Below are 16,920 nucleotides of genomic sequence, written 5' to 3'. Positions count from 1 at the left end.
CCCCATGAGTGATCGTCCGGTCGCCCTCGTCACCGGGGCATCCAGTGGAATCGGCTCGGCCATCGCCAGAGGCCTGGCCTCGACCCACGACCTGCTGCTAGGCGGCCGCGACGAGACGTCGCTGTCGGTGCTGGCCGCCGAACTCCCCGGCGCGCAGGCGTGGCCGTTCGACCTGACGAACGTCGCCAGTGCCGACCTGGCCGCCGTCTCGCGGCTCGACGTGATCGTCCACAGCGCCGGCATCGCGCTGCTCGGCCCGCTGGGCGAGGCCTCCCAGGACGACTGGCGCCGCACGTTCGACGTGAACGTCTTCGCGGTGGCCGAACTGACCAACCTCGTCCTGCCGCAGCTGCGCGCCGCCTCCGGCCACGTCGTGCTCATCAACTCCGGCGCCGGCCTGGCCGCGAACCCCGGCTGGGGCGTCTACGCGGCCTCGAAGTTCGCCCTGCGCGCCTACGCCGACGCCCTGCGCGGCGACGAGCCGTCGTTGCGGGTGACCACGGTCTACCCCGGCCGCACCGCCACGCCGATGCAGCAGGACGTGCGGCGCCAGGAGGGCGGCGAGTACGACCCGTCGAAGTACATCGACCCGGACTCGATCGGGCGGGCGGTGGCGTCGGCCGTGCTGGCGACGCCCGACGCCCACATCACCGAGATCAACGTGCGGTCGCGGCCGCACTAGGCGCTGCGCAGTCGCCGTGCCACCGCGGCGACTCCGGCCTGCGCCTCGTGCCGATCCACCCGAGTCGACTCCCCACCTGCGACGACGTGGTCACCGGCGACCCACACGTCGGTGACCCGGCGCGACCCGGACCCCCAGACGAGGTTCGCCAGCAGCTGCGAGTCCGGAGCGTCCAGCCCGGTGGCGAAGGCGGGGTCGTCGGCGGCGACGTGCACGACATCGCCCCAGCGACCGGCCTCCAGCGCGCCGATGTCGTCGCGGCCCAGCGCGTCGGCCCCGCCCCGAGTGGCCATCAGCAATGCCTGCGCGGCCCCGAGCACGGTCGCGTCCATTGTGGAGACACGCGCGAGCAGGCCGGCCAGCCGTGCTTCCTCCAGCAGGTCCAGGTCGTCGTTGGACGCGGGCCCGTCGGTGCCCAGCCCGACCGCCACGCCCGCGGCCAGCAGTTCGGGCACCCGCGCGATGCCCGAAGCGAGCTTCGTGTTGGAGCCGGGGCAGTGTGCGACGCCGACGCCGTACGCCGCGTACAGGGCGATGTCGTCGTCGGACAGGTGCACGGAGTGCGCCGACAGCACCCGCCCGCCGAGCACGTCCGAAGCCTTCATCAGGGCCGGCACGGACCCGAACTCGGCGCGGGCGGCCTCGTCCTCGAACGGCGACTCGGCCACATGCACCATGAACAGCGCCCCGCGGGCCCGAGCCTCAAGAGCGATCGACGTGAGCTGAGGCGCAGAGAGCGTGTAGGCGGAGTGCGGCCCGTACGCCAGCTCGACCCGCTCACCAGGCCCGAACCGCAGTCCGTCGGCGTCGATCCACGCGGAGATCTCGTCGGTCAGCGACTTCCAGTCCATGCCCGGCACGTCGAGGATCGCCCCGCCGAACACCACCCGTGACCCGGCGGCCAGGACGGCGGCCGTCAGCTCGCGGCCGTGGAAGTACATCTCGGCGGAGGTGGTGACGCCGTGCCGCAGCATCTCGACGGCGCCGAGCAGCATGCCGGTGCCGATGTCGGCGGGCGTCATCCGCGCCTCGTTGGGCCACATCTGCTCCTGCAGCCACCGCAGCAACGGCAGGTCGGAGCCCAGGCCGCGCAGCACCGTCATCGGGCTGTGCGCGTGGGTGTTCACGAGGCCGGGCATCAGGATCCCCGACAGCGAACGGACCTCGCCGTCGAAGGCGGGGGCATCGGAGATGGCACCCACGTAGGTGATCCGCCCGTCGACGACGTCCACGGCCGCGTCGCGCAACACGGCGCAGGACGGGTCGCAGGGCAGGACCACCGGGGCGTGCAGACGCAGTGACATGCGAGGAATCCTGCCATTGTGATGCCAGTCACAAGCATGCATGCATCCGGACGCGGTGGGCATCCTCGCTGTGTCGGGCGCGGGCCGACCCCCAGGGTCCGCCCCGGCCTAAACTTCTCCCCGACCAAAGGGCTCGTCACGCGTGATGCGACGGGCCCTTTGTGTATCGCGCGGAAGCCCGCCACCCCCAAGCCGCCGACCCGGCGCTGAGTTGGCATGATCACACTCCACGACCGGGCGTGATCATGCGGAGGCATTCAGTGGCCGACTTCGACCCTCAGAACGACGACCAGCAAAGCGATGTCGAGATGACCCAGGAGTTCGAAGTCATCCGCGACGACATGTGAGCTAGCTGATCGGCAGATCGGCGCGGACCGTCCACCCAGTCGGTTCGCGTCGGCCTGCGGAGAAGGTGCCGCCCAGCAGTTCCGCGCGCTCGCGCATGCCGACGAGCCCGTAGCCTCCCGATCCGCCCACGGGCACACCGGACGCGATACCGTCGTCGAGCACCGCCAGGTGCAGCACACCGTCGCCTGAGGACAGCGAAACGTCCACTGAGGACACAGCGGAAGCGTGTTTCCGGGTGTTCGTCAGCGATTCCTGCACCAGGCGCAGCACCGAGCGGGCCAGTTCCTGCGGCACCGCGTCCCGCAGGTCGAACGAGAGCCGCACCGGCAGCCCGGACTCGGCGGCCAGCGCCCGCACGTCGTCCATCAACGACGAAGAAGCGGCCGGACCGTCGGAACTCCCGTCCCGCATGGTTCCCACGAGCCGTCGCATCGCCGTCAGCGCCTCGGTACCGGACGAGGCGATCGACGGCAGCACGTCGACCTCGCGGTCGAGCTGACCTGCCTGCGCGTGCACGACGATCGCCGTCACGTAGTGCGCGACCACGTCGTGCAGTTCGCGCGCCAACGCCATCCGCTCGGCGTTTTGGGCCGCCGCAACGGAAGCAGCCAGCTGAGACGCGCGTTCGTCGTCACGTGCCCGGAAGTACATCCCGGTGCCCACCGACAGGACGAGCAGAACACCCGCCGCGATCAGGAAGTTCCACGTGTCCGGGCTCCACTCGCGATACTCGCGCGCCGCCACGATCGGCCATCCCAGCACCTCCGCGAACGCCATGCCCGCGAGCACGACCAGGGTTCCCGCCACTGCCTTGACGCGCGTCGCGTCCCGCACGAGCGTCGCGATGGTGGCCATCGCGGCCGCGGTCATCGAGATGCCCGCGCCGCTCCAGAAGAGGTGCGGCTCGATCGACACTCCGAGCAGCCGCAGGTAGAGGGCGACGCAGGCGACGGCGAACGCCAGCGCGAGTGTGGCGTCGAACGGCCTGCGGGGTGCGAGCACGGCGATCACGCAGACCACCGCGACACCCGGCACCTGCCACCAGCCGAGACCTGTCGAGATCGAACCGGTCTCCAGCAGGGCGATGATGGTCAGCGAGACCGCCAGCGGCCACTGACGTTTGGCGAGCAACCGCCAGTTCAGTTCCGTGCTCTCCACCCGAGCAACAGTAGGGCCGAAAGTGTGACCCCGCGTCCGACCGGGGGCTACCGGGGCATCAGCCAGAAGGCTGATGCAACGACCTGCGGAAACACCCTCACGGCGGATGCCGGATTACGCCCCGGTCACGGACTCTGGAACAGCGATAGTCGGGGATACGGAGGACGCCATGTTGTCAGTTGTGTTCACTTGGGCCGCCGCGGTGGTCGGCCTGTTGGTCCTTGCTCTGATGGCTCTGTCAGGCGTGATGATCGACTCGAAGCACTAGGTCCCCACCAGCGTGTGATGGGGAAGTCAGACGCTGGTCAGGGAGTGTTGCTGGCGGAGCAGCTCCGCCAGCCTGCTCGTCGGCTGGGGACGGGTCTCGTCCAACGCGGCCGTGAAGCGTGCCGGAGAACCGTTCCGTGCGCGTGCCGCGGCTGCGCTGTCGAGCCGGAACGCGGGCCGCGCGGCGGAAGGCCGTTGGCGGGAACGCAGCCAGGCGAGGCGGTGCAACGCTTCCGCGTGGTGGTCGGTGATGGTGACGGCCGCCTTGTCGAACGAGTGCAGCACTGCGGCGTTCAGGTGAACGGTCGCGAAGTCCCGCCACAGCGTGCGTTCGGACGAGGTGTCCAGACCCAGCGCATCGGCGACCTCACGCGCCACACCGTAAGCACCTTCCTCGGCCAGTGACCGCGTGCCGATCTCGGCGCCGACGAACCACGAGTTGAACGGCGCGGCGGGGTAGTGCACGCCACCGATCGACAGCCTCATGTTCGAGATGACCGGAACCGCGTGCCAGCGCAGGCCCATCTCGCCGAACCACGGCAGAGTCGGGTGCTCCAAAGGAACTTCGTGCACGATCTCGGACGGCAGCGTGAACAGCCGCGGCCCCTCGTGCTGGGTCTCCACCACCAACGGCAGCAGGTCGAAGCGTGAACGCCGCACCGGCGGACGCCAGCCCATGCCCTGCATGGTCTCGGTGAACTGGGTGTACCGGCGGTCCCCCATCCCGTCGGCGTACCCGGCGTACCGGATCAGCTGCTCGTTCCAGATCACCGGCCCGGGCGAACCGGGCGCGTCCGGCGCGAAAACCGTTACCAGCGGCCGGATTTCACCACCGTTGGTCGCCAGTCGCAGGTGTTCGACGCATTCGCCGGCGACTGCGGCGGCGTTGCGGTAGCCGCGCAGATCGCGGACTTTCAGGCGGCGCCAAGGCACACCGGAGGTGCACCAGCCGGAGTCTCGCAACGCGATCCGCGCGCCGTAGGCGAGTTCGTTGGTGGTGTGGCGGTAGGTTCCGGTCTCGGTGATCTCGGCGCGCACCTGGGCGATGCGGGCGGACAGCGAGCCTGCGTCGGAGTGCGCCGCGTGGAACATGCGGACGAACTCCTCCGCGACGGGGAGGACGTCGGGGGTCACGGAGCGAGACGCTAGGCCCGGAACAGGCTCACGCGTCACTGCCACTCGGGGCATTTCGGGTGATCAACACCAGCCACTCCAACGAGTGAATGCGAGACCCAGGGTGTTCACTCGATCGGCTTGAGACCTCGATCAGGTGAGGTCGTTCCGCCGGAACATCAGGTCGTGCGAGACACGGCCCTCGTTCACCGCACGCTGTTCGAACTTCGTGACGGGCCGCCAGTCCGGCCGCGGCGCCCAGCCGTCGTACACGTTGGTCAGCAGCCGCTCGCCGGAACAGACCTCCAGCATCTGCTCGGCGTAGTGCTCCCAGTCCGTCGCGAGGTGCAGCACGCCACCGGGCTCCAGCCGGGACGCCACCAGCGCCACGAACTCCGGCTGCACGAGCCGGCGCTTGTGGTGCTTGTTCTTCGGCCACGGGTCCGGGAAGAAGATCCGCACGCCGTGCAGCGACCCCGGCGCGACATGCGAGGTCAGCAGGTCGACGGCGTCACCGCGCAGCACGCGCAGGTTGTCGAGCCCGCCGAGGTGCTCGGCGCGCAGCAGCAACTGGGCGAGCCCTGGCTTGTAGACCTCGGCGGCGACGTAGTTGAGCTCGGGCGCGGCGGCCACGAGCTGGGAGGTGGTCTCGCCCATGCCGGAACCGATCTCCAGCAGCACGGGCGCGGAGCGGCCGAACCACGAGTCGAAGTCCAGGGGCCCCTCGGGCAACGACTTGACGTCGTTGCCCATCTTCTCCCAGTACGTGTCCCAGGCACGTTCCTGTCCCACGGTCATGCGCTCGCCGCGCTGGACGAAGCTGACGATGGAACGAGGGAACTCAGGCCTGGTCACGACGGGACATTCTAGGCAATGAGTTCGATGTCTTCGATCTGAGCTCGCAGGTCAGCCACGGTGAAGTCGATGGGCTGGGGCCGACCGGCCCCGCGATGGGCGGGGACCAGGTGCACGAACCCGCGGTGCGAGTCGGTGAACTGCACGGTTGTCGGGGTGGCGGGCCCGTAGACACCGCTCTCGGACGGCACGTACTCCCAGTACCCGACCTCGCCGAGGTCGACCCAGGGCACGAACACCCAGCCGGGACGTGAGGAGAGCAGTTCGCTCACCGCGTCCTCGACGGCATGACCTTCGGCACGGGAACGCAGCCGCCCCCGGTCCAGCGCGCGCAGCCACCACGGCGCGGGTGCGTCCTCGGCGTTCCGCACCGAGCGGTACATCGCCAGGACTTCGCTCTCGGATGCGCGGTTCACCCAGGAACGGCGCGCGTCTGCAGGGGTGAGGGCGATTTCGGCAGGGTTGGGAGCTTCGAGCGCACTGGACCACTCGAGGCCGAGCATTGCTTCCACACGGACCACTGGCCACCTCCGCAGCGGGGATATCCCCATTGAACGTGAACTCAAACGCCGGTGATGTCCAGATTGCGGCTTTTCACGGCTTGTTAACAGCACCCTTACGCAACGTGTGACGCCAGGCACGTTGCGGTGTGACGTGGAAACACGATGTAGCTGACGTGCACCTGGTCTCCGCGCTCGCCGTCGCGCTGCCGTTGCTGCTCGCCGCGCAGACGATCGAGGAGCAGGAGTGGCACCTCGACGCGCTCGACGTCTACTCGGCGCAGGCCCAGGCCCGCGGGGACGGCGTGATCGTCGCGGTGATCGACTCCGGCGTCGACGCCCAGCACCCCGACCTCGCCGGGCAGGTACTGCCCGGAACGGGCTTCGGCCGTTCCGAGGGCACCGACGGCACGACCGACGCCGACGGCCACGGCACCGGGATGGCCGGGATCATCGCCGCGACCGGCCGGAACGGCGGGGCGCTCGGCATCGCGCCCGGCGCCAAGATCCTGCCGATCGCCAGCGCCGACGAGAAGGAGCAGTTCGGGCTCGACGCCGTCGCCGAGAGCATCAGGTGGGCCGCCGACCACGGCGCCAAGGTCGTCAACCTGTCGCTGGGCTTCTCCAGTTCGATGACGCCGACGCTGGTCAAGGCCGTGAACTACGCGATCGAGAAGGACGTCGTCCTCGTCGCCGCCACCGGCAACGACGGCAGGGAGGTCTCCGCGCCCGCCAACATCAACGGCGTGATCGCGGTCGCGGGCACGAACAAGGAAGGCAAGCCCTGGGCGTCGTCCAACGTCGGCGCGGACACGGTGCTCGCGGCTCCGGCGGCCGGCATCGTGACGATCGCGCCGCACAGCGTCTATGCCAGCGGTTATGCCGAGATGGACGGCACGAGCGCGGCGTCGGCGATCGTGTCCGGCGTCGCCGCGCTGGTCCGCGCGAAGCACCCGGACATGGCGGCGAAGGACGTCGTCAACGCGCTGGTCAGGACCGCGACGGACCTGGCGGACCCCGGCCGGGACGCGGCGACCGGGTTCGGCATGGTCAACCCGATGGGCGCGCTCACCGCGCAACTCCCGCCGGTGGAACGCAATCCGCTGCTGCCGCCGCCACCCTCGACCACGCAGCCGGCTCCGACACTCGCGGCCCAGCGTCCCCAGCAGCCGGTCGACGTGGAGGACCGGCTGCCATTCGTCGCCGCCGTCGCGGGCGGCACCGCCGTGATGACCGGGCTGCTGATCGTGTTGCCCGCCATCAGGTCACGGCGCCCCAAGCCCGTCAGTGCGCGTGATACTCCACCGACTCCTTGGTGAGCTGCATGAAGGCCTCCTCCAGCGAACCGCGCTGAGGGCTGAGCTCGTGCAGCACGATCTGGTTCTCCGCCGCGAGCTCACCGATCTGCTGCGCCGGAATCCCGTGCACCACCAGGCTTCCGCTCGCCGAGTCGTCGGTCACCGTGGCGTGCGCCGCGAGGATCTCGCGCAGCTTCGCGGCGTGCGGTGACCGCACCCGGACGGTGTCCTGGGTGGCGTCGTTGATGAACTGCTCGGTGGAGGTCTGCGCGATCAGCTGACCCTTGCCGATGACGATGAGGTCCTGGGCGGTCTGCGCCATCTCGGACAGCAGGTGGCTCGACACGAACACCGTGCGGCCCTCGTCCGCGAGCCGGTGCATGAACTGCCGGATCCAGAGGATGCCCTCGGGGTCGAGGCCGTTGACCGGCTCGTCGAACAGCAGCACCTCGGGGTCGCCGAGCAACGCGCCCGCGATGCCGAGCCGCTGAGACATGCCGAGCGAGAAGCCGCCGGCGTTCTTGTGCGCCACCTCGGTGAGGCCGACGACCTCCAGCACCTCCTGCACCCGGCTGACGGGGATCCTGTTCGAGACGGCGAGCCACTTGAGGTGCGCTCGCGCGGAACGGTTGGGGTGCACCCACTTCGCGTCGAGCAGCGCGCCGACCTTGCGCAACGGCTGCTTGAGCTGGGCGTAGTGCTGCCCGTCGATCCTGACGTCGCCGCCGGTGGGGGTGTCGAGGCCGAGGATCATCCGCATCGTCGTGGACTTGCCGGCGCCGTTCGGGCCGAGGAAGCCCGTGACGCGGCCGGGCTGGACGGTGAACGACAGGTCGTCGACGGCCTTCGTCCTGCCGTAGTGCTTCTGCAACCGCACTGCTTCGATCATGACCTCTCCCGGTTCGCTCGACAGAACTGACAGGGACCTGGGTCACCCCCCGACGGATGACCCAGGCCCCTCTCCCCCTTATTCGGAACAGGTCACGCGTCCCGCCGCTTCGCGACGATCAGTGCGACCACCAGCATCGCGATGGCGATGCCGGCGAAGTAGGCCAGTGATCCCCACTGGCTCAGCTTGAAGTCGATGCCCGCCCCGCCCTGCTCCGGGCTGTCCGCGCCCATGGTGAGGAAGTGGGTGGCGTTCGTGAACGGCAGCCAGGCCTGGATCTTGATGCCGGCCTTCGGGATGATCCCGATCAGGCCCTCGGCGATCATCTGCCAGACGAGCAGGATCGCGACGGCGCCCGCCGTCTGACGGACCAGGATGCCGACGGCCACGGCCATGACCGCGCCGATGGCGTAGACGAGGCCGACGCCCGCCACGTGCCGCCACTCGGCGGCCGAGTTGATCGCGAGGTCCGAGCTGGGCGAGATCACCTTGGCGATGCCCACCGAACCGAACGCGATGATCTCGCCGAGCACACCGGCGATCAGCGCGACCACGGTGGCCTTGGCGACCAGCGCGGACGTACGCCCCGGCACGGCCAGGAACGTGGAGCGGATCGTGTTGAAGCGGTACTCGGTGGTGACCGCGATCGCCGCCATCACCAGCACGACCGCGATGGCGAGCTGGGCGCTGCCGATCTGGGTCAGGCCGAGTGACACCTGCTCTTCGCTGGCCGCCGCGATGATCGCGGTGAGTCCCACGCCCAGCACGATGGCGAGCGCGCTGCACCAGTACGGCGAGCGGGTCGAGAAGAGCTTGATTCTCTCAACTGCCAACAGGGTCATCAGACTCACTTCCCGATCTCTGCGTGGTACTCGACAGCATCACCCGTCAGCTGCATGAACGCCTCTTCGAGCGAACCACGCTGGGGGCTCAGCTCGTGCAGGACGACACCGTTGGCACCGGCGATGTCACCGATCTGGTCACTGGTTGCACCCGATACGGACAGCGCGCCGTCCGCACCGTCACGAACGGTGAAGCCCTTGTCGACGAGCAACGGGCCGAGCTTGAAGAGCTGAGGGCTGCGCACGAGGACGGTGTTACCCGTTGCGCTGTCGATGAACTCCTGCGTGGTGCTCTGCGTGATCAGCTTCCCCCGGCCGATCACGATGAGCTCGCCGGCCGTCAGGGCCATCTCCGACAGCAGGTGGCTCGACACCAGGACCGTGCGGCCCTCGGCGGCGAGGTTCTGCATGAACGTGCGGATCCAGAGGATGCCCTCCGGGTCGAGACCGTTGACCGGCTCGTCGAACAGCAACACCTTCGGGTCGCCGAGCAGTGCCGCGGCGATCCCCAGCCGCTGCGACATGCCGAGCGAGAACCCGCCGGCGTTCTTGCCCGCCACCTGCGTGAGACCGACGGCCTCCAGCACCGCGTCCACGCGGCTGTCCGGCAGGTTGTTGGACTTGGCGAGCCAGCGCAGGTGAGCGCGGGCGGAGCGGTTCGGGTGCACCCACTTGGCGTCGAGCAGCGCACCGACCGTCTGCAGTGGACGGTGCAGCTCGGTGTAGGGCTTCCCGTCGATCAGCACGCGGCCTGCCGTCGGACGGTCGAGCCCCAGGATCATGCGCATGGTGGTCGACTTGCCGGCGCCGTTCGGACCGAGGAATCCGGTCACCCGTCCAGGGTGGACGGTGAACGACAGGTCGTCGACCGCGACCGTCCTGCCGTATCTCTTGGTGAGGCCGATTGCCTCGATCATTGGCTGTCCCCTCTCGGTGATGGGACTACTTTGACGTTCCGAGGGGTCCTGCCACATCGGCCTGCGGTCTGCGCGTGCGTCAACTTCCGTCGTCCGGTGGCGCTACCTCAGTCGTAGTTGAATGAGCCACATGGGATACACGGAAGCCCCGGACGGCTGGTGGCGCGAGTTCGTCCTGGCCAAACCCGCCCGCACCGCCAAGCTCGCGGTCACCCGCAAGGACGGTTCCCCGCACGTCGCCCCGGTCTGGGTCGACCTCGACGGTCCGGACGTCGTCTTCCTGACCGCCCGCGAGACGGTCAAGGGCAAGTCGATCCTGCGCGACGGCCGAGTGGCCCTGTGCCTCGACGACGAGACGCCGCCGTTCAACTTCGTCACCATCACCGGCCAGGCCGTGATCGACGAGGACCCGGACCAGCTCAAGTACTGGGCGGGCCGCACCGCCGCGCGCTACATGGGCGACGACCGCGCCGACGAGTACGCCGACCGCAACGGCGTGCCCGGCGAGATGGTCGTGCGGGTGAAGGTCGACAAGGTCGTCGCCGTGCGGAACGTGTCGGACTAGGGGAAGAAGCGGTCGAGCACCCGGGCGGCGCCGTCCTCCAGCACGGTCGGCGCCACCTCGTCCGCCACCGCCTGCACATGAGCCGGCGCCTGGCCCATCGCGACCCCGAGCCCCGCCCACTTCAACATCTCGACGTCGTTGGACCCGTCGCCGATCGCGAGCGCGTCCGAGACCCTGATGTCCAGCTGCGCACAGAGCTCGTCGAGCGCCGAGCCCTTCGAGACGTCCGGAGGCACCGCGGTCAGCCACGCCTCGGTGTGGTCGACGTGCCACTCGATGCCGGGCAGTTCCAGCTCGCGCACGGCGAACGCCAGCTCGGCCGGTGTGTGGTCCAGCCAGCGCATGACCAGTCGCGAGGTCGGCACCGCCATCTCCTCCAACGTCGCCTGGGTCGTCGCACCCCACAGGTCACCGGGCAGGAACTCGCCCAGCGACAGGTTGCCGACGCCGGTCTGCTCGACCGCGAACACGGTGCCGGGCAGCAGCGCCTGCAACGTCTTGATGGTCGGTCCGGGGTCGAACGTCACGCGCCTGGTCACTTCGTCCAGCGCCGCATCCCACCACACCGCGCCGTTCGAGCAGATGGCATACGAGGCAGGCAGTTGTGGTGCCACCGCACTGATGCCGACGAGGCTGCGGCCGGTGCAGAGCACGACGACGGCACCGTGTTCGGTGGCGCGCGTGATGGCTGCTTTCACGGCGGGCGAGATGTCGTTCGAGCCGACAGCGGTCAGGGTTCCGTCAATGTCCAGCGCCACCAGGCGCGGTCTCCAGCTCACTGATGCCACCCTATGCGAAGGTTAGTGAATTGTGGTTCACTAATGGCGTGGCACGACCTCGCACCATCACCGACGAACGGATCCTGAACGCCGTCGCGGCCGTCATCGACCGGCGTGGACCGGAGTTCACCGTCGCGGACGTGGCGGCGCAGGCCGGGGTGTCGGTCGGCGCGGTGGCGAAGCGGTTCGGGTCCAAGAGCGGGCTGCTGCAGGCACTCACGAAGGCGGGCACCGAGGAGGTCGCCCGCAGGATGCGCGAGGCCGGCACCGTCCGCGAAGCGCTGCTGACCTGGTTCGACCGGCTCGCCGACCCGGTGGTCGCGACGAACAACCTGGCGCAGCTCGGGGTCGACCTGATCGACCCGGAACTGCGCGCGCTGCTGGCCCGGCACTACGCGGTGCTGGAAGGGGAACTGGAGGTCCTGTGTGCGGCCGAGAGGCTGCCGTCGAACGCGGCCCGTGTCCTCGCCGCGCTCGTGTTCGGGATCGCGATGGACTGGTCGGTGCGCCCGCGCGGCGACCTGCTGGCACGTACGAGCGAGGACATCGATCTGGTGCTGAAAGGGATGCGCTGATGGCTACCTGGGCGGAGTTCGCGGCCGAACAGCCCGACATGGCCGCGTTCGTGCAGGGCCGGTTCGCCGCGGACCGGCACGCGTTGATCGCGACGCTGCGCAAGGACGGCTCGCCGCGGATCAGCGGTGTGGAACCGGACTTCGCCCGCGGCGAGCTGTGGGCGGGCATGATGCCGGACTCGTTGAAGTCGAAGGACCTGCGGCGCGACCCGAGGTTCGCGCTGCACTGCATGACCACGACCGCGTCGATGACGGAGGCGGGTGACGCGAAGATCAGTGGCACCGCCGAGTTCCGGACGGACAAGGGCGCCTATCTGAAAGACCTGTTCGACCGCACGGGGTGGCAGCCGAAGCCGGAGGAGATCGACCTGTTCCGGTTCGACGTCACCGAGGTCGTGCAGCTCACCGTCGAGGGCGACGAGATGGTCGTCCTCTCCTGGCACGAGGGAAGGGGAACTCGCCGTGTCGGCAAGAAGTAATCCCGATCTGAGCGGGAAGGTCGCGGTCGTCACCGGCGCCACGCGCGGTGCGGGAAGGGCGATCGCCGTGGAGCTGGGGGCGGCGGGGGCGACGGTGTTCGTCGCCGGCCGCACCACGCGGACGCAGCAGTCCGAGATCGGGCGGTCGGAGACGATCGAGGAGACCGCCGAACTCGTGGACGCCGCCGGTGGCAAGGGGATCGCGGTCCGCTGCGACCTCACCGATCCGTCCGATGTGGACGCTCTCGCCGCGAGGATCGACAGGCTCGACATCTTCATCGACAACGCCTGGGGCGGCGAGAACCTCGTCGAGTGGGGCAAGTTCTGGGAACACGACCTCGACAAGCAGCTGCACATGTGGCGCAACGGCGTCGAAACGCACCTCGTGGCGTTGCACAAGCTCATGCCGATCCTGATCAGGTCCGACGACGGGCTCGTGGTCGAGGTGACCGACGGCGAGGACGGCGAGGCGTACTTCGTGAACCTCCCGTACGACGCGGTGAAGAGCTCGGTGCGCCGGTTCGGTGAGGTGCTGGCGAAGGACCTGAAGGACCACCCGAACGTGACGGCGGTCGCGGCCACGCCGGGGTTCCTGCGGTCCGAGCAGATGCTGGAGGGTTTCGGCGTCACCGAGGCGAACTGGCGTGACGCGATCGAGAAGGTGCCGGACTACGCGTTGTCCGAGACGCCGCACTACCTCGGCCGCGGCCTCGCGCACCTCGCGGCCGACAAGGACCGCAGGAGGTTCGCCGGGCAGTGCCTCTCGTCGTGGAAGCTCAAGCGCGAGTACGGGTTCACCGACCTCGACGGCTCGCAGCCCGACTGGGGCCACTGGTGGGACGACGTCGTGATGCCGCGGATGGCGGGCGCGACCGTGGACGCCGATCCGGAGAAATACCGCTAGGCGTCACCAGGGCGGACGAGACCGGTCTCGTAGGCCAGCACGACGGCCTGCACCCGGTCTCGCAGCTCCAGCTTCGCCAGGATCCTGCCGACGTGCGTCTTCACCGTCGCCTCGGACAGGAACAGCTTGCGGGCGAGCTCGGTGTTCGACAGACCCTTCGCGATCAGCACGAGCACCTCGCGTTCGCGCTCGGTCAGCACGTCGAGCACGGAGGCGTCCCGGAGCTCACCGCCGCCGTCGCCGAGGAACCGGCCCAGCAGCCGTTTGGTCACCGACGGCGAGACCACCGCGTCGCCGGAGGCCACCGCGCGCAGGGCCGACACGAGGTCGGACGGCGGCGTGTCCTTCAGCAGGAACCCGCTGGCGCCGTTGCGCAACGCCGACAGCGCGTACTCGTCCATGTCGAAGGTGGTCATGACCAGCACCTTCGCGGAGTCGGCCTCGGTGATGCGCTTGGTCGCCTCCACACCGTCCATCACGGGCATGCGGACGTCCATCAGGACGACGTCGGGCCGCAGCTTCGCCGCCATCTGCACGGCGTCGAGCCCGTCGGCCGCCTCGCCGATCACGTCGATGTCTTCCTGTGCGCCCAGCACCATGCGAAAGCCCATCCGCATGAGTTCCTGGTCGTCTACGAGCAGCACCCGAATCACTCGATCACCCTATGCGGCTAGCGGGAATGTCGCGCGCACGCGCCAGCCCCCACCGGGGTTGGGACCCGCCTCGAACTCCCCGCCCAGCACCGCTGCCCTTTCCCTCATGCCGATCAGTCCGTTGCCGCCGGAGACCTTGACCACGTCGTGGGGCGTGCCGAACCCGTTGTCGGTCACTTCCAGTCGCAGTTCCTCGGGCGTGCGCGCCAGGCGGACCAAGGCGGTGGTCCCAGCTCCGGCGTGCTTGATGGTGTTCGTCAGTGCTTCCTGCACGATCCGGTAGACGCTCAGGCCGACGCCCACGGGCAGGTCGTCCACGTCGCCGTTGATCTCCAGGCGCACCGGCACGCCGGCGGCTCGGGTGTTCTCGGCGAGTTCGACCACACCCCGCGCGTCGGGCTGCGGGGCCCACTGCGTCTCGGCCTCCTCGCTGCGCAGAACACCGAGCAGGCGGCGCATCTCGGTCAGCGCGAGGCGGCCGGTGTCGGCGATCGTGCGGACCGCGTTCTCGGCGACCTCCGGCTGGGACCTGATCGTGTACGCGGCGCCGTCGGCGTGGACGATCATGACGCTCACCGCGTGGGCGACGATGTCGTGCAGTTCGCGGGCGATCCGGGAACGCTCCTCACCCACGGCGATCTTGGCCTGCTGGTCGCGTTCGGTCTCGAGCAGCACCAGGCGTTGCTCCATCTCCCGCTGGTAGGCACGGCGCGCACCGATGAACTCGCCCATCGCCCAGCTGAACCCGAAGATCACGAAGACCAGGAACACGAGGAACACGGCCTGGAGCTCGCCGATCTGGAAGATCGCCCAGAGCAGCGTGCCGGCGACCAGCCAGCCCACGTAGATCAACGCCGTCTTGCGGTTCGTGTACGCGACGAGCGTGTAGAGCGCTATGGCCAGCGCGAAGTCGGACATCCGGACCGGGATGCCGTTGATGCCGCCGTGCGAGAAGAGCTGCAGGAACCCGCCCGCGAGGATCAGGTAGCTGGTGCCGAGCGGGTGGTACCGGCGAAACGGCATCGGTCCGAGCATCAGCAGCGTCACCGCGATATAAGCGGAGAACGACACCCCTTGGTCGACCACCGTGACCGCGATGCCCATGTCGAAGAGCAGCAGAACTCCGGCGATCAGGGAGTCCCCGAACGCCGGATGAGCCTTCATCCACAGACTGAACCGCCGCACTGGACAAGGTTAGGTGCGGACCGAACTTTCGCGCGTCGCGCCACGGGTTGACGCCGCGTACGACTTCAGTGTGAGTTATTGTGTCGAGGGATTGATACAAAGTTCGGGGGTTCGCCATGTACGACATCCTGTGGGCCGCTGGCGTTGGGTTGTTCCTGCTGGTCGCTCTGTGGCCGACGCAGTCGACGGGCAAGCGCTTGCTCAAGAGCTGGAAGGTGTCCGACCCGACGCCCGCGCAGATCGACGACGCCATCCGCTACCTGAAGCGGCGGCGGTTGCTCTACCCGTGGCTCTTCGTCGGGTTGACGTTCGTGCCGTTCGCCAGCGGTCGCGGTCTCGGGTCCCTCGCGGCGGTCGTGCTCGGAGGCACGCTGCTCGCGGAGCTGATCCCGTTGGCGCTGCCCCGCGAAGGCCGGCAGCGGGTGGCCACGCTCACGCCGCGCGGCCTGTTCGACATCGGGTCGCAGTACGTGCTGATCGCGTACGCGGCGATCGTGCTGTTCGGGCTGGCCTGGCTGCTCGTGCGGCTCGAGATCGCGCAACTGCCCGTGTTCGTCGTGTCCGTCGCCGCGGTCGCGGTGGTCATGTGGGCGGCGGTCGCGCGCCCTGCGGACGGCGACGAGGAGGTCGACCGGGCGCTGCGCACTCGCAGCGTGCACGTGTCGGCGGGAATCGGCGCGGCACTGGTCGGCGCACTCGTCGGCGGCCCGTTCCTGTTGGCCGGCGTCGTCGCGTGGGTGCTGATGGCCAACACGAACGTCGTGTCGAAGAAAATCGTGTGGTGACTGCACCACGCATAGTCGTCGACGTCGAGAACGGTGTCCCGCCGTGGCGGCAGGTCCGGGACCAGCTCGTCCGGTTGATCAACGGTGGGGTGCTGCCGGTCGGGTCCCGGCTGCCGACGATCCGGCAGCTCGCCGCGGACCTCGGCCTCGCCGCCGGCACGGTCGCGCGGGCCTACCGGGAGCTGGAGACCAGCGGCGTGCTCACGACAGGACGAAGGCAGGGCACCGTGGTGGCTGCCCTGCCTTCGCATGCACCGGACCCGCTCTCCGCCGCCGCGGCGGAGTTCGTCGCCGTAGCTCGGTCACTCGGCGCCAGCGAGGGGGAGGCGCTGAACGCCGTGCGAGCCCATTACCTGGGTGAGTAGGGCGACTCGATCTTGGGTGCGGGTCGCGGTTCGTTGATGTGGGACTGCCGTTCCTCTTGCCGTTCCTCGTAGATGCGGTGTTCCTCGGCCATCTGGTCAGCGAGTTGCTGCTGCACCTGGCGGTCCCGAATCCTGGCCAGGATCGCCATCGTGGCGCCGTGGGCCAGTGCCAGTAGCAACAGCACGATGCCCAGCTTCATGACCACGTTCTTCACCGCATCGCCGGTGTCGACCTCGATGATCGAGACCAACGCCAGCAGGCCCAGCACGACGAGGTGGAACAGCACGGCCGTCAGCTTCATCATGCTGTCGGCCTGCTCTTCGTCGTACGCGGCGCGCTTCAGGTACCCCTTGCCACCGCGGTAGATCAGCTGGCCGTCGACCACGACCAGGACGATCCCCAGCACTAGGAACGTCACGTAGCTGTCACCCATGCGCTGTGGCTACCCGCGCACGC

General features: G+C 69.0%; 20 protein-coding genes. 8 read left to right on the top strand and 12 right to left on the bottom strand.

The genetic code is table 11. The annotated features are described in order from the left end of the window. Nucleotides 1-4: 4 nt before the first annotated feature. The gene (locus BLR21_RS15695) at nt 5-682 is read left to right on the top strand and encodes an SDR family oxidoreductase (protein ID WP_090006580.1); all 678 of its coding nucleotides are present in this window, start codon (nt 5-7) and stop codon (nt 680-682) included. Here BLR21_RS15695 and BLR21_RS15690 read toward each other — a convergent pair. From BLR21_RS15690 to BLR21_RS15670, 5 genes are all read right to left on the bottom strand, one after another. Then, nucleotides 679-1,986: an amidohydrolase family protein gene (locus BLR21_RS15690; protein ID WP_090006579.1), complete on the bottom strand. Its 1,308-nt coding sequence runs from the start codon at nt 1,984-1,986 to the stop codon at nt 679-681. The two genes, BLR21_RS15695 and BLR21_RS15690, sit on opposite strands and share 4 nt — an antisense overlap. Before the next feature lie 348 nt (nt 1,987-2,334). Then, nucleotides 2,335-3,492, bottom strand: coding sequence for a sensor histidine kinase (locus tag BLR21_RS15685; protein ID WP_090006578.1), 1,158 nt, complete (start codon nt 3,490-3,492; stop codon nt 2,335-2,337). Between the two features lie 294 nt (nt 3,493-3,786). After that, entirely contained in the window at nt 3,787-4,893 is a 1,107-nt protein-coding gene (locus tag BLR21_RS15680; protein WP_063758336.1) for a nitric oxide synthase oxygenase, read from the bottom strand. Nucleotides 4,894-5,025: 132 nt separating this feature from the next. Further along, a complete protein-coding gene (gene trmB, locus BLR21_RS15675; protein WP_218130891.1) occupies nt 5,026-5,670 on the bottom strand; it encodes a tRNA (guanosine(46)-N7)-methyltransferase TrmB in 645 nt (214 codons plus the stop codon). 68 nt (nt 5,671-5,738) lie between these two features. After that, the gene (locus BLR21_RS15670; protein ID WP_256334704.1) at nt 5,739-6,143 is read right to left on the bottom strand and encodes a hypothetical protein; all 405 of its coding nucleotides are present in this window, start codon (nt 6,141-6,143) and stop codon (nt 5,739-5,741) included. Nucleotides 6,144-6,403: 260 nt separating this feature from the next. On the opposite strand from BLR21_RS15670, the gene mycP reads away from it, so the two are divergent. Then, complete coding sequence (gene mycP, locus BLR21_RS15665) at nt 6,404-7,546, top strand: type VII secretion-associated serine protease mycosin (RefSeq protein WP_176929651.1); 1,143 nt, start codon at nt 6,404-6,406, stop codon at nt 7,544-7,546. Here mycP and BLR21_RS15660 read toward each other — a convergent pair. The 3 genes from BLR21_RS15660 to BLR21_RS15650 all read right to left on the bottom strand — a co-directional run bounded on the left by BLR21_RS15660 (nt 7,512) and on the right by BLR21_RS15650 (nt 10,173). Then, on the bottom strand, nt 7,512-8,414 hold the full coding sequence (locus BLR21_RS15660; RefSeq protein WP_090006574.1) for an ABC transporter ATP-binding protein: 903 nt from the start codon (nt 8,412-8,414) through the stop codon (nt 7,512-7,514). The two genes, mycP and BLR21_RS15660, sit on opposite strands and share 35 nt — an antisense overlap. A 92-nt stretch (nt 8,415-8,506) precedes the next feature. Further along, nucleotides 8,507-9,256, bottom strand: a complete 750-nt coding sequence (locus BLR21_RS15655) for a hypothetical protein (RefSeq protein WP_090006818.1) — start codon at nt 9,254-9,256, stop codon at nt 8,507-8,509. 5 nt (nt 9,257-9,261) lie between these two features. Continuing rightward, on the bottom strand, nt 9,262-10,173 hold the full coding sequence (locus BLR21_RS15650) for an ABC transporter ATP-binding protein (RefSeq protein ID WP_090006573.1): 912 nt from the start codon (nt 10,171-10,173) through the stop codon (nt 9,262-9,264). Between the two features lie 130 nt (nt 10,174-10,303). On the opposite strand from BLR21_RS15650, the gene BLR21_RS15645 reads away from it, so the two are divergent. Beyond that, a complete protein-coding gene (locus tag BLR21_RS15645; RefSeq protein ID WP_090006572.1) occupies nt 10,304-10,738 on the top strand; it encodes a PPOX class F420-dependent oxidoreductase in 435 nt (144 codons plus the stop codon). On the opposite strand, the gene BLR21_RS15640 is transcribed toward BLR21_RS15645, so the two are convergent. Continuing rightward, nucleotides 10,735-11,517, bottom strand: a complete 783-nt coding sequence (locus BLR21_RS15640; protein WP_090006571.1) for an HAD family hydrolase — start codon at nt 11,515-11,517, stop codon at nt 10,735-10,737. The genes BLR21_RS15645 and BLR21_RS15640 overlap by 4 nt on opposite strands. A gap of 47 nt (nt 11,518-11,564) precedes the next feature. Here BLR21_RS15640 and BLR21_RS15635 point away from each other — a divergent pair, with 47 nt between their 5' ends. From BLR21_RS15635 to BLR21_RS15625, 3 genes are read left to right on the top strand one after another with little or no spacing between them, the layout of a single operon-like run. Further along, entirely contained in the window at nt 11,565-12,092 is a 528-nt protein-coding gene (locus BLR21_RS15635) for a TetR/AcrR family transcriptional regulator (protein ID WP_090006570.1), read from the top strand. Then, nucleotides 12,092-12,571 carry a pyridoxamine 5'-phosphate oxidase family protein gene (locus BLR21_RS15630; RefSeq protein ID WP_218130885.1) on the top strand — a complete coding sequence of 160 codons (480 nt, stop codon included), beginning with the start codon at nt 12,092-12,094 and terminating at the stop codon, nt 12,569-12,571. The genes BLR21_RS15635 and BLR21_RS15630 overlap by 1 nt, the downstream gene beginning before the upstream one ends. Beyond that, on the top strand, nt 12,555-13,475 hold the full coding sequence (locus tag BLR21_RS15625) for an SDR family oxidoreductase (RefSeq protein ID WP_143027732.1): 921 nt from the start codon (nt 12,555-12,557) through the stop codon (nt 13,473-13,475). The genes BLR21_RS15630 and BLR21_RS15625 overlap by 17 nt, the downstream gene beginning before the upstream one ends. Here BLR21_RS15625 and BLR21_RS15620 read toward each other — a convergent pair. Continuing rightward, on the bottom strand, nt 13,472-14,128 hold the full coding sequence (locus BLR21_RS15620; protein WP_090006569.1) for a response regulator: 657 nt from the start codon (nt 14,126-14,128) through the stop codon (nt 13,472-13,474). The two genes, BLR21_RS15625 and BLR21_RS15620, sit on opposite strands and share 4 nt — an antisense overlap. Before the next feature lie 9 nt (nt 14,129-14,137). Then, nucleotides 14,138-15,313, bottom strand: coding sequence for a sensor histidine kinase (locus BLR21_RS15615; protein ID WP_338061046.1), 1,176 nt, complete (start codon nt 15,311-15,313; stop codon nt 14,138-14,140). Between the two features lie 116 nt (nt 15,314-15,429). On the opposite strand from BLR21_RS15615, the gene BLR21_RS15610 reads away from it, so the two are divergent. Then, nucleotides 15,430-16,098 carry a hypothetical protein gene (locus BLR21_RS15610; protein WP_090006567.1) on the top strand — a complete coding sequence of 223 codons (669 nt, stop codon included), beginning with the start codon at nt 15,430-15,432 and terminating at the stop codon, nt 16,096-16,098. Next, nucleotides 16,095-16,463, top strand: a complete 369-nt coding sequence (locus BLR21_RS15605) for a GntR family transcriptional regulator (protein ID WP_090006815.1) — start codon at nt 16,095-16,097, stop codon at nt 16,461-16,463. The genes BLR21_RS15610 and BLR21_RS15605 overlap by 4 nt, the downstream gene beginning before the upstream one ends. Here the strand turns inward: BLR21_RS15605 and BLR21_RS15600 are convergent. Then, nucleotides 16,448-16,897, bottom strand: a complete 450-nt coding sequence (locus BLR21_RS15600; protein ID WP_090006566.1) for a hypothetical protein — start codon at nt 16,895-16,897, stop codon at nt 16,448-16,450. The genes BLR21_RS15605 and BLR21_RS15600 overlap by 16 nt on opposite strands. Between the last annotated feature and the right edge of the window lie 23 nt (nt 16,898-16,920).

This window comes from Lentzea albidocapillata subsp. violacea (genome assembly GCF_900100275.1).
Classification (GTDB): domain Bacteria; phylum Actinomycetota; class Actinomycetes; order Mycobacteriales; family Pseudonocardiaceae; genus Lentzea; species Lentzea violacea.
Note: the sequence above shows the minus strand (reverse complement) of the source record. Positions and strands in the feature narration are given on the sequence as shown.